Source organism: Streptomyces sp. NPDC005808 (assembly GCF_042871385.1).
Classification (GTDB): Bacteria; Actinomycetota; Actinomycetes; order Streptomycetales; family Streptomycetaceae; genus Streptomyces.
In genome coordinates this window covers 743,008-764,664 of the sequence record NZ_JBIAIK010000001.1, presented here as the reverse complement: position 1 = coordinate 764,664, position 21,657 = coordinate 743,008, and the positions used below count along the sequence as shown (strand labels likewise).

Annotated in this window: 19 protein-coding genes; 8 read left to right on the top strand and 11 right to left on the bottom strand. The window is 68.5% G+C overall.

The window, feature by feature from the left end:
• Positions 1-216: 216 nt before the first annotated feature.
• The 3 genes from pta (at position 217) to pyk (ending at position 5,200) form a co-directional block, all read left to right on the top strand.
• Positions 217-2,343 (top strand): phosphate acetyltransferase, encoded by a 2,127-nt coding sequence (pta, locus tag ACFYPC_RS03410; RefSeq protein WP_388669885.1) that lies wholly within the window; start codon positions 217-219, stop codon positions 2,341-2,343.
• Complete coding sequence (locus tag ACFYPC_RS03405) at positions 2,340-3,557, top strand: acetate kinase (RefSeq protein WP_388669882.1); 1,218 nt, start codon at positions 2,340-2,342, stop codon at positions 3,555-3,557. The genes pta and ACFYPC_RS03405 overlap by 4 nt, the downstream gene beginning before the upstream one ends.
• Positions 3,558-3,766: 209 nt before the next feature.
• Positions 3,767-5,200 carry a pyruvate kinase gene (gene pyk, locus ACFYPC_RS03400; protein WP_388669879.1) on the top strand — a complete coding sequence of 478 codons (1,434 nt, stop codon included), beginning with the start codon at positions 3,767-3,769 and terminating at the stop codon, positions 5,198-5,200.
• A 167-nt stretch (positions 5,201-5,367) separates the two neighbouring features.
• Here pyk and ACFYPC_RS03395 read toward each other — a convergent pair whose 3' ends face one another.
• The 4 genes from ACFYPC_RS03395 to ACFYPC_RS03380 all read right to left on the bottom strand — a co-directional run bounded on the left by ACFYPC_RS03395 (position 5,368) and on the right by ACFYPC_RS03380 (position 9,740).
• The gene (locus tag ACFYPC_RS03395; protein WP_388669876.1) at positions 5,368-6,675 is read right to left on the bottom strand and encodes a hypothetical protein; all 1,308 of its coding nucleotides are present in this window, start codon (positions 6,673-6,675) and stop codon (positions 5,368-5,370) included.
• Entirely contained in the window at positions 6,665-7,258 is a 594-nt protein-coding gene (locus tag ACFYPC_RS03390) for a DUF6114 domain-containing protein (RefSeq protein ID WP_388669873.1), read from the bottom strand. The genes ACFYPC_RS03395 and ACFYPC_RS03390 overlap by 11 nt, the downstream gene beginning before the upstream one ends.
• Positions 7,259-7,446: 188 nt before the next feature.
• The gene (locus ACFYPC_RS03385; protein ID WP_388669870.1) at positions 7,447-8,106 is read right to left on the bottom strand and encodes a DUF6230 family protein; all 660 of its coding nucleotides are present in this window, start codon (positions 8,104-8,106) and stop codon (positions 7,447-7,449) included.
• Positions 8,107-8,753: 647 nt separating this feature from the next.
• Complete coding sequence (locus ACFYPC_RS03380) at positions 8,754-9,740, bottom strand: tetratricopeptide repeat protein (RefSeq protein WP_388669867.1); 987 nt, start codon at positions 9,738-9,740, stop codon at positions 8,754-8,756.
• A gap of 274 nt (positions 9,741-10,014) precedes the next feature.
• On the opposite strand from ACFYPC_RS03380, the gene ACFYPC_RS03375 reads away from it, so the two are divergent.
• Complete coding sequence (locus ACFYPC_RS03375) at positions 10,015-10,656, top strand: TetR/AcrR family transcriptional regulator (protein WP_388669864.1); 642 nt, start codon at positions 10,015-10,017, stop codon at positions 10,654-10,656.
• A 129-nt stretch (positions 10,657-10,785) separates the two neighbouring features.
• On the opposite strand, the gene ACFYPC_RS03370 is transcribed toward ACFYPC_RS03375, so the two are convergent.
• From ACFYPC_RS03370 to ACFYPC_RS03360, 3 genes are all read right to left on the bottom strand, one after another.
• Positions 10,786-12,486: a methylmalonyl-CoA mutase gene (locus ACFYPC_RS03370; RefSeq protein ID WP_388669860.1), complete on the bottom strand. Its 1,701-nt coding sequence runs from the start codon at positions 12,484-12,486 to the stop codon at positions 10,786-10,788.
• 83 nt (positions 12,487-12,569) lie between these two features.
• On the bottom strand, positions 12,570-12,908 hold the full coding sequence (locus ACFYPC_RS03365; protein WP_388669857.1) for a DUF3817 domain-containing protein: 339 nt from the start codon (positions 12,906-12,908) through the stop codon (positions 12,570-12,572).
• 128 nt (positions 12,909-13,036) lie between these two features.
• Positions 13,037-13,546 (bottom strand): MarR family winged helix-turn-helix transcriptional regulator, encoded by a 510-nt coding sequence (locus ACFYPC_RS03360; protein ID WP_388669855.1) that lies wholly within the window; start codon positions 13,544-13,546, stop codon positions 13,037-13,039.
• Positions 13,547-13,736: 190 nt separating this feature from the next.
• Here ACFYPC_RS03360 and ACFYPC_RS03355 point away from each other — a divergent pair, with 190 nt between their 5' ends.
• Positions 13,737-14,735, top strand: a complete 999-nt coding sequence (locus ACFYPC_RS03355) for a glycoside hydrolase family 6 protein (protein WP_388669852.1) — start codon at positions 13,737-13,739, stop codon at positions 14,733-14,735.
• Positions 14,736-14,750: 15 nt separating this feature from the next.
• On the opposite strand, the gene ACFYPC_RS03350 is transcribed toward ACFYPC_RS03355, so the two are convergent.
• The 4 genes from ACFYPC_RS03350 to ACFYPC_RS03335 all read right to left on the bottom strand — a co-directional run bounded on the left by ACFYPC_RS03350 (position 14,751) and on the right by ACFYPC_RS03335 (position 19,306).
• Positions 14,751-16,706: a galactose oxidase-like domain-containing protein gene (locus ACFYPC_RS03350; RefSeq protein ID WP_388669848.1), complete on the bottom strand. Its 1,956-nt coding sequence runs from the start codon at positions 16,704-16,706 to the stop codon at positions 14,751-14,753.
• 3 nt (positions 16,707-16,709) lie between these two features.
• The gene (locus ACFYPC_RS03345; RefSeq protein ID WP_388669844.1) at positions 16,710-18,497 is read right to left on the bottom strand and encodes a glycosyltransferase family 2 protein; all 1,788 of its coding nucleotides are present in this window, start codon (positions 18,495-18,497) and stop codon (positions 16,710-16,712) included.
• Positions 18,498-18,668: 171 nt separating this feature from the next.
• Positions 18,669-18,962 carry an MTH1187 family thiamine-binding protein gene (locus ACFYPC_RS03340; RefSeq protein WP_388669841.1) on the bottom strand — a complete coding sequence of 98 codons (294 nt, stop codon included), beginning with the start codon at positions 18,960-18,962 and terminating at the stop codon, positions 18,669-18,671.
• The gene (locus tag ACFYPC_RS03335) at positions 18,959-19,306 is read right to left on the bottom strand and encodes a DUF3817 domain-containing protein (protein ID WP_388669838.1); all 348 of its coding nucleotides are present in this window, start codon (positions 19,304-19,306) and stop codon (positions 18,959-18,961) included. The genes ACFYPC_RS03340 and ACFYPC_RS03335 overlap by 4 nt, the downstream gene beginning before the upstream one ends.
• A gap of 227 nt (positions 19,307-19,533) precedes the next feature.
• Between ACFYPC_RS03335 and ACFYPC_RS03330 the strand changes: the two genes are divergently transcribed.
• From ACFYPC_RS03330 to ACFYPC_RS03320, 3 genes are read left to right on the top strand one after another with little or no spacing between them, the layout of a single operon-like run.
• Entirely contained in the window at positions 19,534-20,166 is a 633-nt protein-coding gene (locus tag ACFYPC_RS03330) for an AIM24 family protein (protein ID WP_388670061.1), read from the top strand.
• A 1-nt stretch (position 20,167) separates the two neighbouring features.
• Positions 20,168-20,818, top strand: coding sequence for an AIM24 family protein (locus ACFYPC_RS03325; RefSeq protein ID WP_385731747.1), 651 nt, complete (start codon positions 20,168-20,170; stop codon positions 20,816-20,818).
• On the top strand, positions 20,815-21,612 hold the full coding sequence (locus ACFYPC_RS03320; RefSeq protein WP_388669835.1) for an AIM24 family protein: 798 nt from the start codon (positions 20,815-20,817) through the stop codon (positions 21,610-21,612). Before ACFYPC_RS03325 ends, ACFYPC_RS03320 begins: the two co-directional genes overlap by 4 nt.
• The last annotated feature ends 45 nt before the right edge of the window (positions 21,613-21,657 follow it).

Below are 21,657 nucleotides of genomic sequence, written 5' to 3'. Positions count from 1 at the left end.
CGATTCTTTCACGGCGCGAAGGGCATCGTCGCTTCCGCGCGCCCCACCAGGACGTTCTTCCTGGCGGGCGCCTTAGCCACCCGCAGAGGTATTGTCAAGAGGCTTCCGCTCAGCTTAGTGGGCCATCTGCCGAGCCTCAAAAAACACTGCCGGAACCGCTGAAAACAGTCTCCCGACAAGGAGACGACGAAGAGACGAACGGGATGGAGAGCACGCGTGACGCGCAGCGTGTATGTGACCGGGATCGACCGCGGCGACGGCCGTCAGGTCGTCGAGCTGGGAGTCATGGAACTCCTGACCCGCCAGGTCGACCGGGTGGGGGTGTTCCGCCCGCTCGTGCACGACGGTCCGGACCGGCTCTTCGAGCTGCTGCGCGCCCGCTACCGCCTCGCCCAGGACCCGGCGACGGTCTACGGCATGGACTACCACGAGGCCTCCGCGCTCCAGGCCGAGCGCGGCACGGACGAGCTGGTGTCGACCCTGGTCGACCGTTTTCATCTCGTAGCCCGTGACTACGACGTCGTCCTCGTCCTCGGCACCGACTTCGCCGACACGCAGTTCCCCGACGAACTGGCGCTCAACGCCCGCCTGGCGAACGAGTTCGGCGCGTCCGTCATCCCGGTCGTCGGCGGGCGGGGGCAGACCTCGGAGTCGGTGCGCGCGGAGACGCGCAACGCCTACCGCGCGTACGACGGCCTCGGCTGCGACGTCCTCGCGATGATCGTGAACCGGGTCGCCCCGGTCGACCGCGCCGGGATACACGAGCGGCTCGACAGCCGCCTCCCGGTGCCCAGTTACGTGCTCCCGGACGAGCCCGCGCTCTCCGCGCCCACCGTCGCGCAGATCACCCAGGCCCTCGGCGGCACGGTACTCCTGGGCGACAGCGCGGGCCTTGCACGTGACGCGCTCGACTTCGTCTTCGGCGGCGCGATGCTGCCGACCTTCCTGAGCGCCCTGACCCCCGGCTGCCTGGTCGTCACCCCAGGCGACCGCGCCGACCTGGTCATCGGCTCACTCGCCGCGCACAGCGCGGGCACCCCGCCCATCGCCGGCGTGCTGCTCACCCTGAACGAGCGGCCCACCGACGAGATCCTGACCCTCGCCGCCCGCCTCGCGCCCGGCACCCCGGTCGTCTCGGTGGCCGGCAACTCCTTCCCCACCGCGACCGAACTCTTCGGCCTGGAAGGGAAGTTGAACGCCGCCACGCCGAGGAAAGCGGAGACGGCGCTCGGTCTCTTCGAGCGGTACGTGGACACCAGCGACCTCCTCAAGCGTGTCTCCGCCCCGAGCAGCGACCGCCTCACCCCGATGATGTTCGAGCACAAGCTCCTGGAGCAGGCCCGCTCGGACAAGCGCCGTGTCGTGCTGCCGGAAGGCACCGAGGAGCGCGTCCTGCACGCCGCCGAAGTGCTGTTGCGCCGGGGCGTCTGCGAGCTGACGCTGCTCGGCCCCCTCGACCAGATCCGCAAGAAGGCCGCCGATCTCGGCATCGACCTCGGCGCCACCCAGCTCATCGACCCGGCGACCTCCGAACTGCGCGACCGCTTCGCGGAGAAGTACGCCGAACTGCGCGCCCACCGGGGGGTGAGCGTCGAGCTGGCGTACGACGTCGTCGCCGACGTGAACTACTTCGGGACGCTGATGGTGCAGGAGGGCCTCGCCGACGGCATGGTGTCGGGCAGCGTGCACTCCACCGCCGCCACCATCCGGCCCGCCTTCGAGATCATCAAGACGAAGCCGGACACGAAGATCGTGTCCTCCGTCTTCTTCATGTGCCTCGCCGACAAGGTCCTCGTCTACGGCGACTGCGCGGTCAACCCGGACCCGAACGCCGAGCAGCTCTGCGACATCGCCATCCAGTCGGCGGCCACCGCCGAGCAGTTCGGGGTCGAGCCGCGGATCGCGATGCTGTCGTACTCGACGGGTACGTCCGGTACGGGCGCCGACGTCGACAAGGTGCGCGAGGCCACCGAGCTGGTGCGGCTACGCCGCGGCGACCTGCGGATCGAGGGGCCGATCCAGTACGACGCGGCCGTCGAACCGACCGTCGCGGCCACCAAACTGCCGGAGTCGGAGGTCGCCGGGCAGGCGTCCGTGCTGATCTTTCCGGACCTCAACACCGGCAACAACACCTACAAGGCCGTGCAGCGTTCGGCCGGCGCGATCGCCGTCGGTCCGGTCCTGCAGGGCCTGCGCAAGCCCGTCAACGACCTGTCACGCGGCGCGCTCGTCCAGGACATCGTGAACACCGTCGCCATCACGGCGATCCAGGCCCAGGCCCACACCCAGACCCAGGCCCACACCCACACCCAGAACCGCAGCGAGAAGGCAACCGCCCAGTGAGCACCACCCGCGTCCGCGTCCTCGTCCTCAACTCCGGCTCCTCGTCGGTGAAGTACCAGCTCCTCGACATGCGGGACAGCAGCCGACTGGCGATGGGCCTCGTCGAGCGCATCGGCGAGGAGACCTCGCGGCTCAGGCACACCCCACTGCTCGGCGGTGAGACCCGCGAGCGGACCGCCCCCATCGCCGACCACGAAGCCGCCCTCAAGGCCGTCGCCGCGGAACTGGCCAAGGACGGGCTCGGCCTCGACTCCCCGGAGCTGGTCGCGATCGGCCACCGGGTCGTGCACGGCGGCAAGTTCTTCACCGAACCGACGGTCATCGACGACGCGGTGATCGCCGAGATCGAGCGGCTGATCCCGGTGGCGCCGCTGCACAACCCCGCCAACCTCACCGGCATCCGTACCGCCCGGGCCCTGCGCCCCGACCTCCCCCAGGTCGCCGTCTTCGACACCGCGTTCCACACGACGATGCCGGAGTCCGCGGCGCGCTACGCGATCGACGTGAAGACCGCCGACGAGCACCGCATCCGCCGGTACGGGTTCCACGGCACCTCGCACGCGTACGTCTCCCGGGAGACCGCGAAGCTCCTGGGCAGGGCGCCTGAGGAGGTGAACGTCATCGTGCTGCACCTCGGCAACGGGGCGTCGGCCTCCGCGGTGCGGGGCGGCCGGTGCGTGGACACCTCGATGGGGCTCACACCTCTGGAGGGACTCGTGATGGGTACCCGGTCCGGAGACATGGATCCGGCGGTCATCTTCCATTTGATGCGCGTTGGGGGGTTGTCCACCGACGAGATCGACACTTTGCTCAACAAGAAGAGCGGCCTGATCGGCCTGTGCGGCGACAACGACATGCGCGAGATCCGCCGTCGTGTCGACGAGGGTGACGAGCAGGCCCAGCTCGCCTTCGACATCTACATCCATCGCTTGAAGAAGTACATCGGCGCCTACTACGCGGTCCTCGGCCGGGTGGACGCCATCGCCTTCACCGCCGGAGTCGGGGAGAACGCCGCCCCGGTGCGCGAGGCGGCGATCGCCGGCCTGGAGGAGCTGGGCCTGGCGGTCGACGGCGACCTGAACGCCGTACGAGCGGATGGGCCCAGGCTCATCTCGCCGCGGTACGCGCGCGTCGCGGTCGCCGTGGTGCCGACGGACGAGGAACTGGAGATCGCGACACAGACGTACGCGCTGGTCGGAGAGAGCGATGCGTGAGCCCGAGAGAGATATGCCTGAGTCTGACGTAGACAAGCCCGAGCCAGAGATGGACAAGCCCGAGCCCGCGGGAGACAGGTCCGAGTCCGCGGGAGATATGCCCGAGTCCGGAGAGAGATACAAGGCATACGCCTGAGCGCCCGCCCGCCCATTTGTATCTTCCGCCAGACGGAATATTCCGTAGCGAAACAAACCGATAGGATCGCCCTATGCGCCGTTCGAAAATCGTCTGTACTCTCGGCCCCGCGGTCGACTCCCACGAGCAGCTCGTCGCGCTGATCGAGGCCGGCATGAACGTGGCCCGCTTCAACTTCAGCCACGGCACGCACGCCGATCACCAGGGGCGTTACGACCGCGTCCGCGCCGCCGCCGCCGAGACCGGCAAGGCCATCGGTGTCCTCGCCGACCTCCAGGGGCCCAAGATCCGCCTGGAGACCTTCGCCGAGGGACCCGTCGAGCTGGTCCGGGGTGACGAGTTCACCATCACCACCGAGGACGTTCCGGGCGACAAGTCGATCTGTGGCACGACCTACAAGGGCCTGCCCGGCGACGTCTCCAAGGGCGACCAGATCCTCATCAACGACGGCAACGTCGAGCTGCGGGTCGTCGAGGTCGAGGGCCCCCGGGTCAAGACGATCGTCGTCGAGGGCGGCGTGATCTCCGACCACAAGGGCATCAACCTGCCGGGTACGGCCGTGAACGTGCCCGCGCTGTCCGAGAAGGACGTCGAGGACCTGCGCTTCGCCCTGCGGATGGGCTGCGACATGGTCGCCCTGTCCTTCGTGCGCGACGCCCACGACGTGAACGACGTCCACAAGGTGATGGACGAGGAGGGTCGCCGGGTCCCCGTCATCGCCAAGGTGGAGAAGCCGCAGGCGGTCGAGAACATGGAGGGCGTCGTCGCGGCGTTCGACTCCGTCATGGTGGCCCGCGGCGACCTGGCCGTCGAGTACCCGCTGGAGAAGGTCCCGATGGTGCAGAAGCGCCTCGTGGAGTTGTGCCGCCGCAACGCCAAGCCGGTGATCGTCGCGACCCAGATGATGGAGTCGATGATCACCAACTCCCGCCCGACGCGCGCCGAGGCGTCCGACGTCGCCAACGCGATCCTCGACGGCGCCGACGCGGTCATGCTGTCGGCCGAGTCGTCCGTGGGCGCGTACCCGATCGAGACGGTCAAGACGATGTCGCGGATCGTCGTGGCGGCCGAGGAGGAGCTCCTCTCCAAGGGCCTGCAGCCCCTGGTCCCCGGCAAGAAGCCGCGCACGCAGGGTGGTTCGGTCGCCCGCGCCGCCTGCGAGATCGCCGACTTCCTCGGCGGCAAGGGCCTGGTCGCCTTCACCAAGTCCGGCGACACGGCCCGCCGCCTCTCGCGCTACCGCGCCTCCCAGCCGATCCTCGCCTTCACCACCGACGAGGGCACCCGCAACCAGCTCACCCTCAGCTGGGGCGTCGAGTCCCACGTGGTGCCCTTCGTCCACAGCACCGACGAAATGGTCGACCTCGTCGACCAGGAACTCCAGAAGCTCAACGTCTTCAACGACGGCGACGTGGTCGTCATGACCGCAGGCTCGCCTCCCGGCGTCCCGGGAACCACGAACATGGTCCGCGTCCACCACCTGGGCGAAAGCGCCCGCACGGCCTGACCTACGGCGGTGCTTGTACGGCACTGAGGGCGCTCCCTGTGACGGGGTGCGCCCTCAGTCGATTGTCCGTGACAGGGGACCCACTCATGACTGTGGCCCGGCCCACCGCTCGTGCGGTGGACCGGGCCACAGACCTGTGCGGCTCCCGGGCGGGCTCTGAGCGGTGTTCAGTCCTCGGTCTGGTACGTATGCATGCTGGGTATGGTCAGCGTGCCTCCGAACTGGCCCGCCTGAACGACCTTCACGTCGGTGAAGTAGATCAGCGGGATGTTCAGTGGCGGAGGGTGCTCCGGGTCGAACGTGATCGGTATCAGCCCGAACAGCTTGCCGGAGATGCTCTCCGTGTACATGACGGTGTCGCCGTCCTTGATGGTGGACGTCGTGCCCTTGCCGGCCTGCACGTGGTAGGTCTGGCCGGCACGCTTGTCGATGACCGTCTGGTGCAGATCACCGATGTCGGTGCCGCCGGAGATGACGTACTTCAGGACCTTCTTGACCGTGCCGTTGGCGGTCTTCACCTGCACGATGCCCTGGTAGTCGGCACCCTTGAGCAGCAGCGAGCTGGCGTTCAGATACCAGGGGTCGTCGGGAAGCATGACCGGGTTGTCGACATCGCCCTCTGCGTCGGTGGAGACCGGGCAGTCCGCCGCGTCCGTACTCTCGCTCGCGGACGGGCTGGGGCTGGGGCTGGCGGACGAAGTAGCCTCGTCGGCCGCCTCCTTGGACGCCTCCGCGTCGGCTTCGGGCGTTGCGGACACCGTGTCGGTGGTGTCCTTCCCGGTGGCCTCGGCCGGCTCAGTGACCTTGTCGGCCGTGTCCTTACCGGTGTCGGAACTGTCCGACGGATCCGCGCTCGCACTCGCCGAGGCGCTGGCGGACGGCGTGGGGGTGGCGCTAGCCGTCCCGCCGGGCGTGAGGATGTCCTTGATGGCATCGCCGATGCCCAGCGGGTCCAGCGGGTTGCTGCTGCTCTCGGACGCCGAGGGGGTCGCCGTGGCCGTGTCGGCCTCACTACCGCTGCTCTCGGACGTCTTGCTCGCGGACGCCGAAGGCGTGGGCTCGGCCTCGTCGTCGGAACCTGAATCCGACGAAGGGGTCTCGCCCGCATCCGAGGATGGCGTAGCCGAAGGGCTCGGCTCGGCCTCGTCGGCGGACTCGGAGGCGCTCGCCGAAGCGGAGGCTGAAGGCGTCGGGCTGGCAGACGCGTCCTCGCCGTCCAGAAGCTCGACGCAGGCCTGGTACTCCTCGGCCGTCAGGCTCTTCGAGGTGCTCGGCTGGTCTTCGGCGTTCGCGAGAGTCGGCGTGAAACCTATGCCCATGAGGACCGCCGTCGGCATCGCCGCGAAGGCCACGGCCTTGCCCGCCGGCACGTGGAACCTGGTGGACAGCGGCTTCTTCGGGGCGGCGTGCCGCGGCCCCGTTCTCGTACGGGGCTTGGCCGCGGAGTCGTCGTGGGACACCTCGTCAGTCGGCACGGTACCCCCCGCCGTTGCCGCCGCCGTTGTCGGCTCCGGCGCTCTCGGTCAGCTGGTGGCCCGGCTCCGGCGCGCCCGCGTCGGCCGGAACACCGGCGTCGCTGTCGGCAGGAGAGGGGTCTTCCTTCGCGCCCCCCGCCGGGCCGTGCTTCCGGGACCGGTTGGGCTTCGCACCGTCGGCCGACCCATCGCTGGGCATCCAGGAAACGGAGAGCGCGCCGCCGATCAGCGAGAGCAGGAAGCCGACAATGAAGCCGCCTATGTTGGAGACCACCAGGGACACCAGACCCAGGACGATGGCAGCGACCCCGGCGAAGACACGTGTAGCCGACTGGAACCACATGGTCAGTCCCAGCGTGACCAGCAGAACACCGATGATCAGTGAGCCGGCACCCGCGGTGGTCGCCATGGCGAGCGACATGTTGCCCAGTTTGAAGGTGGCATACGGGAAGTAGGCGATCGGCACCCCGCCGAGCAGGGTGAACAGACCGGCCCAGAACGGCCGGTTGCCCCGCCAGTCACGGAATCGCAGACGCGCGCGGGTGAAGTGCCCGGCGTTCTGGACCGGAGTCTCGGCACTCATGGAAAGAAGCTCCCTGGGTCCGGTGGAAGTACGTACCGGCTCGGCCTTGGGGCGGTGAAGCCGGAGAGTATGGGCGGAAAGCACCCGGTGCGAGGCATCGGGCGGGTGTGCGCGGGGCGGAGAAGCGACAACTCCTCCGCCCCCTTGAGCGGCTCAGCCGCCCAGCGACACCACTGCGACGGAAACCGTCAGAAGCACTCCATCGTGGCGCTCGTACCGAGACGCATCTTCAGGCCGCTGAGCTTGAAGGTGCCGGCCGTGGTCGCCCACGCCGTCTGCTCGACGCCCGTGAGGTCGGCCGAGTCCGCCTGCTGGGCGAAGCCGCCCGGCAGCACGCTGTCGCCCGACCTCACCTCAGGACCCTTTCCGCCCTTGCTCTTGCTCGTGTCCTGGGCCGCGACGCCGATCTCCATACCCTTGAAGGTCGCGTCGGCATCGAGCTGGGCGACGTCGATGTAGAGGTTCTCGGCGATGACCTTGTGGTCCTCGTCCGGACCCGCTTCGAGACGGAGGTAGATCGTCTTCCCTATGAGGGGAATCTCCGTCTTGACCGACTGGCACATGTTCGTGATCTCGGCGTGCTCGAACGACGAGACCGCCACGGCACGGACCGTCTTGTTCTTGCCGTCGGTCGACGTGTAACCGGTGTCGATAGCGCCGTACTGGGCGAAGCCGGTGCCCTCGAGATGCCCGGCCTTGACCTTGAACTCCTGGCCGGAAACGCTGAACGACGCGGCGAGCGCACCCTGCGCGAGCCCGACGCCGATCGCGGCGGCCGCGGCGACGCTGGGCACCATGACCACAGCGAACCGCTTCCATCTTGTCCCGCCACGCACCTGGGACTCCATATTTCCTCCTTCTCGGACGTACATCTCCTGGCCCTGACTGCCCCGTTCTAGCGGCTCAGCCGGGCAGGGATGGGAGAAGTGCTACGTCCTCGGAAAGGAGAGCGCCCGTACTTTCAGGCGCTTACCGTGCCCGAACTCACTAGGCGATCACTCCCGAGCGACAACCACTGGTCGCGCCTGACGCACATCACGCACAACCTGCTGGACAGGCTCCGCCGAACGACAGAGACCCCCCTGCCCAAGAACCGGCGTGTTGCCGCCGGCCCTACTCGGTGGGGACCCAGAAAACCCCTTGACCCGATTGGCTGTCGAGGTAGGGGGGAATGGACCGAGCGTCGCCGATCGTGGTGCATTCTCGCCGCCCCCGCAAGAGGGATCGTTACTGGCTAGTAACGGGCGGATAACCGAACAACGACCCGCCGGTATCGGTCGGCAACACAGGGTGGCGCCGGGGTGGGTGACACACCGGTTGATCTTCGGACAGAAACCGACAGATCAACACCTCTGACTTACTCCAAGTAACAGCGGCCGCGTTTACCAAGATTTGGTAAAGCGCGGCCACTTCTCTCCCCAGCGACACAGGTTTCACCCGGGCATCACATGTCCGGGCGTTTAGCAACAGGTCAGAGATCCCGTCACGGTTCGGGTCAGAACAGGGCCCGGGCCAGCGCCCTGCGCGCCGCGACCACCCGCGGGTCGTCGGCGCCGACCACCTCGAAGAGCTCCAGGAGCCGCACTCGTACGGCGTCCCGGTCGGCGCCCGCTGTGCGCGCCACGGTGTCGGTGAGCCGGCCGAAGGCGTCCTCGACATGCCCGCCCACGAGGTCCAGGTCGGCGGCGGCGATCTGCGCCTGCGCGTCGCCCGGCTTCTCCGCGGCGTCCTTGCGCACCTGCTGGGGATCGGCGCCCGCCACCCGCTGGAGCAACTCGGCCTGCGCGAGACCCAGTTTGGCCTCGGTGTTGCCCGGGTCGTCGCTCAGCACGTTCTTGTACGCCTGCACCGCGCCGCCGAAGTCGCCCGCGTCCAGGGCCTGTACGGCGGCTTCAAGGAGCGCGTCGTGCGGTCCGGCCGGAATCTCGGGGGCCACCGCGGGGGCACTGCCGGGCTCGGCGTCGGGATCGACGACCAGGCCGGTCAGCCCGAAGCGCTCCTCGGCGACCTGCACGAGCTGGTCCAGGGTCCCGCGGATCTGGGCCTCGCCCGCCGCGCCCTGGAAGAGCGGCAGTGCCTGCCCGGCGACCACCGCGAAGACGGCCGGGATCCCCTGGATCCCGAACTGCTGCATCAGCATCTGATTGGCGTCGACGTCGATCTTGGCAAGAACGAAGCGTCCGTTGTACTCGACGGCCAGCCGCTCGAGCACCGGGCTGAGCTGCTTGCACGGCTCGCACCATTCGGCCCAGAAGTCGAGGACGACCGGGACCTCGGTGGAGCGCTGCAGGACATCGCGCTCGAACCCCGCCTCGTCGACGTCGATGACAAGGCTGGCGGGAGAAACGCCCCCGCTGCCACCCCCGCCACCCTGCCTGGCCGCTTCGGCGCGCGCCTGCTCCGCCTTGGCCTTGGCCTCCTGGGCCGCCTTCACCGCGGCGAGGTCGACGACTCCGCTCATGGACATGTTCCGTGGCTGCATGAGTACATCTTCCCCCCTCCGCGCACGCGTGTGAAAAGCGTTGTGAAAGCCAGCCTGATTGCGTCGTGATCGGTCCTGCGGGGCGCCGGGTCCCCACCTGGCGCCAGAGCGGTTGTCGCCGCGTTCGAGCTTTCGCTACGGGTCGTAGCGTAACTGTCGAAAGGCCACGGTGTACGCCCTTCCCCGGTGATCTCCCTCACGGCTCCGGGTAAACGCCGGATACGGCCACAGCGGGCACATAGACCCCAGAGACTGGCCGGATATGGTCACTGACATGCAGAGTCGCATTTCCGCCTCCCGTACGGGGCGCCCGCGCAGTGCCGCCGCGGACGCCGCGATCCTGGCCGCGACGCGGGCGGTACTGGTCGAACTGGGCTGGTCCAAGCTGACGTTGGGGGACGTCGCGACTCGGGCGGGCGTCGCCAAAACGACCCTCTACCGCCGCTGGGCGGGCAAGAACGAGCTCGTGGTGGACGCGGTCGCCGAACTCTTCGACGAACTCGAACTCCCCGACCGCGGCAGCCTGGCCGCCGACATCGAGGGGGCGGTCCTCCAGTTCGCGGCGATCCTGTCCCGCCCGGAGGCGAAGACGGCCCTGATGGCGGTGGTGGCGGAGTCGACCCGCGACGAACCCCTGCGCGAACGCATCCGCACCTCCATCGTCGACCGCCAGAAGCGCCTGGTCCTGGAGGGCCGCGCCCGCGCCCAACTCCGCGGCGAACTCCCCCCGGAGCCCGACCCCGAATCCGCCACCCGCACCGTCGACCTCATCTTCGACATGGTCGCGGGCGCGGTGGTGCATCGCACCCTGGTGAGCGCCGAACCCGCGGACGAGGAGTGGGTACGCGGCTTCACGCGGGTGCTACTGCTGGGACTGAAGGGAGCGGACGATCCGTACGACGACGTTCCCGGTTGAGATGCGGGTGCAGGGAGAGATACGCGAGGGGAAGAGTCCGTCCAGACCGATGCCGGGGCCCGAGGAACGGGACGGGGCGGGCCGGAGGGGTGAAACCCCCAAGTCCCGCACCCGCACCCGCCCGGCACCTCAGAAACCGGGCGGCTCCGTGTACACCCCCCACTCGTCCCGGAGCACCCCGCAGATCTCCCCGAGGGTCGCCTCCGCCCGGACCGCGTCCAGCATGGGGGCGATCATGTTGGACCCGTCACGCGCCGCCGCGAGCATGGTCTCCAGGGCGCCGCGGACCGCCGCGTCGTCCCGGCCGGCCTTGCGCGCCGCGAGTTCCCGGACCTGATCCCGCTCCACCTCGTGGCTGACCCGGAGGATCTCCAGATCTCCGGTCACGGAGCCGTGGTGGACGTTCACGCCGACGACCCGCTTGTCGCCCTTCTCAAGGGACCGCTGGTACTGGAAGGCGGACTCGGCGATCTCGCCGGTGAACCAGCCGTCCTCGATACCCCGGAGGATGCCGGAGGTGATCGGGCCGATCGGGTGCTGTCCGTCCGGGTGGGCGCGCAGCCCCCGCTCCCTGATCTGCTCGAAGATCTTCTCGGCGTCCGCCTCGATCCGGTCGGTCAGCTGCTCCACGTACCAGGAACCGCCCAGCGGGTCGGCCACGTTGGCGACGCCGGTCTCCTCCATCAGCACCTGCTGTGTACGCAGGGCGATCTCCGCGGCCTGCTCCGACGGCAGCGCGAGGGTCTCGTCCAGGGCGTTCGTGTGCAGCGAGTTGGTGCCGCCCAGGATCGCCGACAGCGCCTCCACCGCCGTACGCACCACGTTGTTGTACGGCTGCTGAGCCGTCAGTGAGACCCCCGCCGTCTGCGTGTGGAAGCGCAGCCACTGCGCCTTGTCGGACGTGGCGCCGTACACATCGCGCATCCAGCGGGCCCAGATCCGGCGTGCCGCCCGGAACTTGGCGATCTCCTCGAAGAAGTCGAGGTGCGCGTCGAAGAAGAAGCTCAGGCCGGGTGCGAAGACGTCCACGTCGAGGCCGCGGGAGAGGCCCAGTTCGACGTACCCGAATCCGTCGGCGAGCGTGTAGGCGAGCTCCTGCGCGGCCGTGGAGCCGGCCTCGCGGATGTGGTAGCCGGAGACGGACAAGGGCTTGTACGCGGGGATGCTCGCCGCGCAGTGCTCCATCAGGTCGCCGATGAGGCGCAGATGCGGCTCGGGCTGGAAGAGCCACTCCTTCTGCGCGATGTACTCCTTGAAGATGTCGGTCTGCAGCGTGCCGTTGAGCAGCCCCGGGTCGACACCCTGCCGCTCGGCCGCGACCAGGTACATGCAGAAGACCGGGACCGCAGGACCGCTGATCGTCATCGATGTCGTGACGTCGCCGAGCGGGATGCCCTGGAACAGGACCTCCATGTCGGCCGCCGAGTCGATCGCCACCCCGCAGTGCCCGACCTCGCCGAGCGCGCGCCGGTCGTCGGAGTCGCGCCCCATGAGTGTGGGCATGTCGAAGGCCACGGACAGGCCCCCGCCGCCGTTGGCGAGGATCTTCTTGTAGCGCTCGTTGGTCTGCTCGGCGTTCCCGAAGCCGGCGAACTGCCGGATGGTCCACGTCCGGCCTCGGTAGCCGGTCGCGTGAAGGCCGCGGGTGAAGGGGTACTCCCCCGGCCAGCCGATCCGTTCGAAGCCCTCGTACGAGTCTCCCGGCCGGGGCCCGTACACCGGCTCCACGGGATCACCGGAGAGCGTGGTGAAGTCTGCGTCGCGCTTACGCGCAGTGTCGTACCGGGCCTGCCAGCGTCGGCGGCCCTCTTCGATGGCGTCAGCGTCCATACCTTCGAATTTACTAGGACGTCCTAGTAAATGTCGATGGCTGACCGCCGCAGGTTGCCCGTACGGCGGCAGGAATGACGTGCTTACACCTTGGCGACCACGGGAGAGTCGTCCGTGACCCTGTCCGCGAGCTCACGCGAGATCCGGCGCTCCACGAAGAACGCGGCCGTCGGAACGGTCCCCGCGAGCAGCACCCACAGCTGCTTGGCGACCGGCCACTTCGCCTTGGAGCCCAGGTCGAAGGCGAAGATCAGATACACGACGTACAGCCAGCCGTGCGCGATGGACACGACCCGGGTGGCGTCGGTCGCTCCGTCGATGTCGAGCACATACTTGCCGATCATGCACAGGCACAGCAGGACCAGCAGCACACCGGTGACGTAGGCCATGACGCGATAGCGGGTCAGCACGCTTTTCTTCATGGAGACGAGCGTAACCACCGGTTTCGGGCGATCTTCGGGCGCCCCCGGCTCGTGACGGAGGGGCCCTTCCCCGCGTACGACCACACACGACAACGCACGACAACGCACGACGGCGTATCGACCGCGCCCTACTCCTCGTCGAAGTCCCGCGCAGCGACCCGCAGCGGCCGCAGCATCGCGAAGATCTCCGCGCACTCCTCGGCGTCGTACGCGCCGAGCCCGAAGTCCATCGCCATCAGGTCCTCGGTGGCCGCGTCACACACCTCGCGCCCCTTGTCGGTGATGGACGCGAGCGTGCCGCGGCCGTCATTGGGGTTGGGGCGCTTGTCGACGAGCCCGGACCTCACCAGCCGGTCCACCGTGTTCGTCACGGACGTCGGATGCACCATGAGCCGTTCGCCGATCTTGGACATCGGCAGCTCGCCCGCCTTGGAGAAGGTGAGCAGCACCAGCGCCTCGTACCGCGCGAACGTCAGCCCGTACGGCTTGACCACCGCGTCCACCTCGGCGAGCAGGATCTGGTGCGCGCGCATGATCGAGGTGATCGCCGCCATGGACGGCACCGAGCCCCACCGCTGTTTCCAGTGCTCGTCGGCACGGGCGATGGGATCAAAGGCAAGGCTGAGCGGCTTCGACACGCCAAAGACCTTACCGGCCGGTCACATGGTGGTCAGCCCTGTCTCGCCTTTCGGTCCGCGGCCCGGAAGGCTCGGCAGAACACCGCCCCGCACCCCACCGCCTCAGTGTCGTATCCATGTCGATTAAGCGCCCTATGCAACGATTACCGATGAATCGTCACTGAAAGTCACCTTCGCTCAAGGGGGCAGGATGTCCCGGCTGATCCGTACCTTCGCCGCACTCGCGGCGCTCGGGCTCGCGGCGGGCTGCGCGTCCGTGCCCGATGTCGACGAGGCTTCCGTCGCCGGCGCCGACACCAGGAAGGCGAGCCCCACGCCGGCCTCTCCCTTCTGGGTCGATCCGGCCAGTTCCGCCGCCGCGCAGATCCAGCTGTGGGAGCGGCAGGGCCGCACAGCGGACGCCGCACTGCTGGAGCGGATCGCCGGGCAGCCCCTCGCGCTGTGGCCGGCCGGTGAGATCGACCCGGCCCCGGCGGTCGCGGCCGCGGCCACTTCGGCGGCCCGGGAGGGGCGGACGGCGCTGTTCGTCGCGTACAACATCCCGCACCGGGACTGCGGCCAGCACTCGGCGGGCGGGGCGAGTGACGCGGAGGCCTACCGGGCGTGGATCGGGAAGTTCGCGGACGCGCTCGGCGACAGCAAGGCGCTGGTGGTGCTGGAGCCCGACGCGGTCGCGCACATCGTGGACGGCTGCACTCCCGCCGAGTACCACGCCGAGCGCGAGCAGTTGCTCGGCGAGGCGGTCGTCCGGCTGAAGCAGCAGCCGAACACGCAGGTGTACCTGGACGCGGGCAACCCGTCCTGGATCCAGGAGCCGTGGAAGCTGGTGGACCCGCTGAAGCGGGCCGGCATCGAGAACGCGGACGGCTTCGCGCTCAACGTCTCCAACTTCCAGACGGACGCGGTGACGAAGGCGTACGGCCTCCATCTCTCCCAGGACCTCGGCGGCAAGCACTTCGTCATCGACTCCAGCCGCAACGGCAACGGGCCACTGCCCGGCGTCTGGTGCAACCCGTCGGGCCGGGCGCTGGGCACCCGGCCGACCACCGACACGGGCGAGCCCGCCCTGGACGCCTATCTGTGGATCAAACGGCCCGGGGAGTCGGACGGCACCTGCGAGGGCGGGCCGAACGCCGGTCAGTGGTGGCCGGAGTACGCGCTGGCTCTGGCGCGCAACTCCAAGTCGTAGGCACGGCAGGCCGGTTCACCGCACCTGGATCCACTTCGCCTCCGACGGCGTGCCCTCCCCGTCCGTCACGAAGAGCATGTACCAGCCCGGCGGCACCAGAGCCCGGTCACTCGGTACGTCGACGGTGACCGAGTTCTTGGTCTTGGTGAGCCCGAGTTCGATGGAGCGCTGCTCGACGTCGGTCGTGTGAGTCACCGCGCTCGGGCGCATCAGCCGGGCCTTGACCACGCGCTCCGGGTACTCGGTGGCGAAGGTCGCGCGCCGCTTGCTGTCTAGTGTGTTCGGGCCGTCACCCAGCACCGGGCGGTTCTTGCCGTTCTTGTGCAGGGCGGGCGGGGTGAAGATCTCCATGCGCTGTTCGAAGTGGCCCAGCTTGGTGTTCTGCTGATCGTCGAAGAGCGGGTCGGAGCCGAAGGTGGCGACGCGGCCGTCGGGCAACAGCAGGGCCTCGGAGTGGTAGTTGCGGCCGACCTTCGGGGAGGCGGCCTCGCGGAAGGCGTTGCCCTTGGGGTCGTAGAACTGCGCCTTGAGGATGTTGCTAGCGCTGCGACCGCGGTAGTCCTCGGAGCCGTTGGTGGTGAAGACGGAGTCGTCCGGCATGATCACGCTGTTCAAGTACCGGGTGCCCTGGGGGAGGTCGGGGCCGTCCTCGAAGGACGGGCTGCCCTTCTTGAGGTCGACGACGGCGGTGCGCGGGGTCGACTCCTTGGACTCGCCGACGCCTCCGCCGCCGAGGATCATCACCTTCTGGTCCTGCGCGGGCGGCAGCAGCAGCGAGGCGGACGTCTCCGTCTCGTCCGGGTCGCGCAGCCCCGGGACCTTCTCGAACTTGTTGGTCTTCAGGTCCCAGATGCCGGGCTCGCGACCCATCTCGGCGGGCCCGTAACCGGCGTTGGACGCCGGGTAGAAGAGCTTGCCGCCCTTGGTGAGGAAGAGCGCGGGGTAGGTGGGGAAGTAACGCTTGGGCCCCGGCGTCCACTTCTTCGTCTTCGGGTCGTAGATCTCGTTGTCGCCCGGGTCGATCGCGCCGACGTCGTCGAGGCCGGACACCGCGAGGACCCGCCCGTCGTCGAGCCCGACGAGCGTCGGGTACCAGCGGGCCTTCTTCATCGGGTCGACCGGGATGTACTTCTCGGCCTTCGGATCGAACTCGTAGGCGGCTCTGATCCCTTGGAAGTCCTGCTTCTCCAGGGTGATCTTCTCGGAGAGGCCGTACGTGTTGTCGGCGTCCTTGCCCTTCAGGCCGACGATCTCGTACTGGGCCTGCTTGTCGGTGGCCGACGTCGGGCCCTCCTCGGTCGCCTCCACGAAGACCCGGGCCTCGCTCGCGACGATCCTGGTCTTCCAGGGCTGCATGACGCCCGCGCGGTTGTACGTGACCTTCTGCGTGCGCTTGGCCTTGGGGATCTTGACGTCGACCTTGCTGACGTACTCGACGCCGGCGGGTGAGCGGAAGCGGGTGCCCTTCTTCAGGAGGACCGCCTTGTCGGGGTTCTCGTTCTTCACGCGCATACCGCCGCCGGCCCGCTCGACCTCGCCTTCGAGCAGTTCGTAGCGGGCGGTGCCGCCCGCCACCAGCATTCTGCCGCTGGGGAGTTGGGCGTGCCCCGAGCAGAAGAAGTCGTCGGGGGTCGGGATCTTCTTGAAGGTGTCGGTCGTCGGGTCCCACAGGACGGTGTCGAAGGACCCCTTGTCGAACTTCCGCTTCTCGTTCCCCGAGCCGGCGACGATCAACACCTTGCCGGTGTGCAGCAGGGCGGCGTGGATGGCGTTGGTGCGGTAGTCGTCGGGGATGTCGAGGTGGCTCCAGGAGCCGTACTTCGCCTTGTAGCCGGGCTGCGCGATCTTGTACTCGTAGTACTTCTCGCTGGCGAAGCCGAGCGCGGCGGGTGCGTTGAGGCCGGCGAGCACGACTATGCCGCCGATGCCCAGCACGGTCTTCTTCGTCTTCTGCGAGGGCTGGTAGGCCATGGCCTAGTTGCCTCCTGTCGTGGAGCTGGTGACCGCGGCCGTGCTGCCGCTGGTCGCGAGGGCGGGTTCGACGGCCTCCGTGATCCGTGCGGTCGTCGCGAGGGGCAGCTGCCGGGCCCTGCGTTCCTTGAGCACGGTGGAGAGCCACACCCCGACCGGGGCGAGCGAAATCCCCATGGCCAGCAGCGCCCAGGTGCGCATGGCCGCGTGGGTGTGGTCGAGGACGACCGACGCGGCGAGCGAGACGCCGAGCAGCGCCGCCCAGGTGAGGTGGATACGGAAGGTCAGCAGCCGGTCGGGGTTGGCCTCGCCGCCCTTGGGCGTGACCACGAAGCGGCTGGGCCGGCGGATCAGGGCCTCGCCCAGCGACTTGAGATAGATGGGCGCGGAGAGCGCCGACATCGCCATCCCCGCGAGGCCGCCGGAGCCTTCGGGTTCGTGCGGGGAGACGTTGTGCCGCCGGTTCCAGAGGTAGAGGCCGATCTGGAGGGCGGCCGCGTCGCTGTAGAGCATCAGCCAGACGGAGGCGGCGACCTGCGTACCGGACGCGCCGAACCACAGGAAGAGGAAGCAACTCATGATGCCAAGCAGCCAGTTGACGGCCGTCATCGGGTAGTAGACGAGCATCATCGTGTACGAGAAGAGGCGGCCGGCAGGCATCGTGAACGGCGCCTTCCAGTACTGCTTGAACAGCGTCTCGTAGGTCCCCCGCGACCAGCGCATCTGCTGCGTGAAGAAGTCCGTCCAGGAGGCGGGCCCCTCCCCCACGGCGAGCACGTCCGGGGTGTAGACGGACCGCCAGTGCCTGCCGGTCTTCGGGTTCTTGTGGCGGTGCAGCTCGAACCCGGTGGCCATGTCCTCGGTGATGGAGTCGTACAGGCCGCCGACCTGACGGACGGCCGTGATGCGTACGACGTTGTTGGTGCCGACGAACATGGGCGCGCGGTAGCAGTTGCCGGCACGCTGGATCAGCGCGTGGAAGAGGAACTGCTGGGACTCGGCCGCCTTGGTGACGGGGTTCTCGTAGTTGCCGTAGACCTGCGGGCCGACGACGAAGGCGACGTCCGGGTCCCGGAAGTAACCCATCATCCGCTCAAGGAAGTTGGGGAGCGGGACGTGGTCGGTGTCGACGGAGGCGAAGAACTCGTACTCCTTGCCGTGCATCGCGATCCACGCGTTGTAGTTGCCGTGTTTGGTACGGGCCTTGTGGACGCCCTTGTCGCGGTTCCACTCCGGGACACCGAACCGGGTGAAGTGCCGGACGCCGAGTTCCGCGCAGAGCGCCTTGGCCTGTTCGTCGTTGCCCTCGTCGAGGAGCCAGACGTCCACGGGTCCGGTGTGGGTGACCGCGACGGCGCCTTCGAGTGTCGCGCGGACCATGGCGAGGGGTTCCTTGCCGGGCACGTATGTGGTGAGGAAGGCGACCCGGGTCCCTTCCTGGGCCTCGACGGGTATCGGGTCCCGCGCCACCATCGTGGCGTGCGCGATGCTGATCACGTTGACGACCATGAACAGCTCGATCAGGCCGATGGCTATGAGCATCGCGATGTCGAGCCCCACCAGCCAGCGGGCGCCGCCTTCGCGCTCCACCCAGTGGCTCGGCCACACCAGGTAGACGAGGAGTACGCCGGTGAGGATCGGCGCGAAGGTCATCAGCAGGACGGCGCGTATCCGGTGCGGCTCTCGCGAGAGGAGCTTGGTGTACTGCACCTGGTACGCCGAGGCGGACGGCTGCGTGAGCGGTCCGGCGAGACGGCTGTAGGTGTCGTAGTCGTAGCCCTCGGGCCGCACAGCGCCCTCCAGTGATTGAACTTGTCCGGTGATCGAACGAGCCGATACCCATACACAAGTGGAGATTTGGTGGCGTGTCGAACTGGGCGCGTCCGATGGGGTAACCGGCCCCGCCGGAGCGGACACGACAAAACCCCGGCCCACATGGACCGGGGTCTGGCTGCCTGAGGCCTACGCGGACAAGTGGCGTTCCACCGTCTCGACCTTGGACTTCAGACCGTCCGTCACACCGGGACGGATGTCCGCCTTCAGGACGACCGAGACGCGCGGGGCGCGCTCCTCGACGACGGCGACGGCGCGCTTGACCACGGCCATCACCTCGTCCCACTCGCCCTCGATCGAGGTGAACATCGCGTCGGTGCGGTTGGGCAGCCCCGACTCGCGTACGACCCGGACGGCGTCGGCGACGTACTCCCCGACGTCCTCGCCGACGCCCAGCGGTGTCACGGAGAAGGCGACGATCATGACGTCTTCACCACACCCTCGCGCCGGGCGCGGGAGGCGATCACCGCGGCCTCGGCCTCGTGCCGCAGCTTGCGCTCGGCGAAGAAGCCGCCGGTGGGCAGCACGGAGAGGACGAAGTAGAGGGCCGCGGTGCCTAGGCCCCACTTGGTGCGGTTCCAGGCGTCCGCCCAGAAGATCACGTACAGGATGAAGAGGAGGCCGTGGACCGCGCCCATGACGGGCACCGCGTTGAAGTCCGTGGTCCGCTTCAGCACCGAGCAGACGAGCAGGAGGAGGAAGGAGATCGCCTCGGGGGCCGAGACCAGGCGGAGGCGGCGGAGGGCGCTGGCGGTCTTGATGTCCACGGGTCACCTTCGGTGGGAGTCGCGCTTTCGGCAGGAACGGCGCTTTGTGAACCCAGGCACAAGCGTCCGAGCCATTGTGGCACCCGGGTTCCGGCCGTCCCGGCGGGGGGTGCGGGGGCCGCGCGCCCGGTCCGCTCCCCCGGCCCCTAGGGGTCCGATCAGGGATGAGATCCACCCGTAGGCCCTTTTGGCGGACCGCACCCGGCGGCTACCGTCACAGCGTGGCGATGTTCCGACTTCAAGGCAGCAAGGTGCTGGCCGTCGACATGACCGGGGACGCCGTGAAGGCGAAGAACGGCTCGATGGTGGCGTACGACGGCCAGATGGCCTTCAAGAAGATGAGCGGCGGCGGTGAGGGTGTCCGGGGGATGGTGACCCGGCGCCTCACCGGTGAGCAGATGACGGTGATGGAGGTGAAGGGGCACGGGACCTGCTGGTTCGCGGACCGGGCTGCCGAGATCAACCTCGTGAATCTCCAGGGGGACAAGCTGTACGTCGAGTCGAGCAATCTGCTCGTGACGGATGCCGGGCTGCGTACCGGCACGTCGTTCACGGGCATGCGCGGTGCCACGCAGGGCAACGGGCTGTTCACCACGACCGTCGAGGGCCACGGCCAGGCGGCGATCATGTCCGACGGTCCGGCGGTGGTGCTGCGGGTGAGCGCGCAGTACCCACTGACCGTCGACCCCGGCGCGTACATCGCGCACCAGGGCAATGTGCGGCAGTCCTTCCAGTCGGGTGTGACGTTCCGCACGTTCATGGGCGAGGGCGGCGGCGAGGCCTTCCAGATCCGCTTCGAGGGCGACGGCCTGGTCTACGTACAGCCCAGCGAGCGGAACACGATCGCGGGGGATGTGTGACATGCCCTTCCGGGAGATCAACTCGAAGATGGTCGAGGCCACCGTGCTGCCCGGCCAGCGAATGTTCAGTCAGCGCGGGGCGATGCTCGCCTACAAGGGCGATGTGTCCTTCACGCCCAACATCCAGGGCGGTCAGGGCGGGGTGATGTCGATGCTGGGCCGCCGCCTGGCGAACGAGGCCACCCCGCTGATGACCGTCGAGGGTTCCGGCACGGTGCTCTTCGGGCACGGCGGCCACCACATCCAGGTGATCGGCCTCACCGGCGACACCCTGTACGTGGAGGCGGACCGGCTGCTCGCCTTCGACGGCGCACTCCAGCAGGGCACGATGTTCATGGGCTCGCAGGGCGGGGTGATGGGCATGGTGCGCGGTCAGGTGACCGGCCAGGGACTCTTCACGACCACCCTGAAGGGGCACGGCGCCGTCGCCGTCATGGCCCACGGCGGCGTGTTCGAGATCCCGATCACCCCGCAGCGCCCGGTCCACGTCGACCCGCAGGCGTACGTCGCACACCACGGCGACGTACGCAACAAGCTGTCCACGGCGCTCGGCTGGCGCGACATGGTGGGCCGTGGCTCGGGCGAGGCGTTCCAGCTGGAGCTGAGCGGCAACGGCGCGGTGTACGTCCAGGCCTCGGAGGAGAAGTTGTGAGCGGATACGGAGCTTCGGGGCCGACCGTGTACGACCCGATGACACTGCCGGTCGACGACAACGTGAACAACTACACCTTCTGCGTGGAGCTCAAGGGGAGCCAGTGGTTCCTGCAGAAGGGCAAGATGATCGCCTACTACGGCTCGATCGACTTCAACGGCATCGGCCACGGCCGGCTCGACCGACTCGTCCGTACGTCCTTCCATTCGCCTCTGCACGCTAGCGACTGGGTCGTGGCGGAGGGCTCGGGCAAGATGCTCCTCGCCGACCGGGCCTTCGACGTGAATTCGTACGACCTGGAAAACGGCAACCTGACCATTCGCTCCGGCAATCTGCTCGCTTTTCAGCCAACTCTCGCACTCAAGCAGTCGATCGTGCCGGGGTTCCTGACGCTCATCGGAACGGGCAAGTTCGTGGCCGCCTCGAACGGTCCGGTGGTGTTCATGGAACCCCCGATCCGGGTCGACCCACAGGCCCTGGTCGGCTGGGCGGACTGCCCCTCCCCGTGCCACCACTACGACCATGGGTACATGACAGGCGTAATGGGCGGCCTACGTGCAATGACAGGCATCGGCGGGGCCTCCGGAGAGGAGCACCAGTTCGAGTTCGTGGGGGCCGGCACGGTGCTGCTCCAGTCCACCGAGACCCTCATGGCCGAGCTGGCCACGGGGGCAGTCCCGCAGCAGGCGGGAGTACCCGGCGCGAGCGGGGTACCCGGCCGGCACGGACAACAGCCAGGCGCACCGCGCCTTCCCGGACAGCTGGGAGACCTCCAGCGTCGCTTCGGGCTGTGAGCGGTAGTCTGCGGAGTGTGACATCGAACGCGTGCGCGTAGTCAC

Excerpts from the sequence above, each read along its gene's own strand:
- pyk (WP_388669879.1), top strand. The coding sequence starts at position 3,767 with ATGCGCCGTTCGAAAATCGTCTGTACTCTCGGCCCCGCGGTCGACTCC.
- ACFYPC_RS03390 (WP_388669873.1), bottom strand. The coding sequence starts at position 7,258 with ATGAGTGCCGAGACTCCGGTCCAGAACGCCGGGCACTTCACCCGCGCG.
- ACFYPC_RS03385 (WP_388669870.1), bottom strand. The coding sequence starts at position 8,106 with ATGGAGTCCCAGGTGCGTGGCGGGACAAGATGGAAGCGGTTCGCTGTG.
- ACFYPC_RS03380 (WP_388669867.1), bottom strand. The coding sequence starts at position 9,740 with ATGCAGCCACGGAACATGTCCATGAGCGGAGTCGTCGACCTCGCCGCG.
- ACFYPC_RS03375 (WP_388669864.1), top strand. The coding sequence starts at position 10,015 with ATGCAGAGTCGCATTTCCGCCTCCCGTACGGGGCGCCCGCGCAGTGCC.
- ACFYPC_RS03370 (WP_388669860.1), bottom strand. The coding sequence starts at position 12,486 with ATGGACGCTGACGCCATCGAAGAGGGCCGCCGACGCTGGCAGGCCCGG.
- ACFYPC_RS03365 (WP_388669857.1), bottom strand. The coding sequence starts at position 12,908 with ATGAAGAAAAGCGTGCTGACCCGCTATCGCGTCATGGCCTACGTCACC.
- ACFYPC_RS03355 (WP_388669852.1), top strand. The coding sequence starts at position 13,737 with ATGTCCCGGCTGATCCGTACCTTCGCCGCACTCGCGGCGCTCGGGCTC.
- ACFYPC_RS03350 (WP_388669848.1), bottom strand. The coding sequence starts at position 16,706 with ATGGCCTACCAGCCCTCGCAGAAGACGAAGAAGACCGTGCTGGGCATC.
- ACFYPC_RS03340 (WP_388669841.1), bottom strand. The coding sequence starts at position 18,962 with ATGATCGTCGCCTTCTCCGTGACACCGCTGGGCGTCGGCGAGGACGTC.
- ACFYPC_RS03330 (WP_388670061.1), top strand. The coding sequence starts at position 19,534 with ATGTTCCGACTTCAAGGCAGCAAGGTGCTGGCCGTCGACATGACCGGG.
- ACFYPC_RS03325 (WP_385731747.1), top strand. The coding sequence starts at position 20,168 with ATGCCCTTCCGGGAGATCAACTCGAAGATGGTCGAGGCCACCGTGCTG.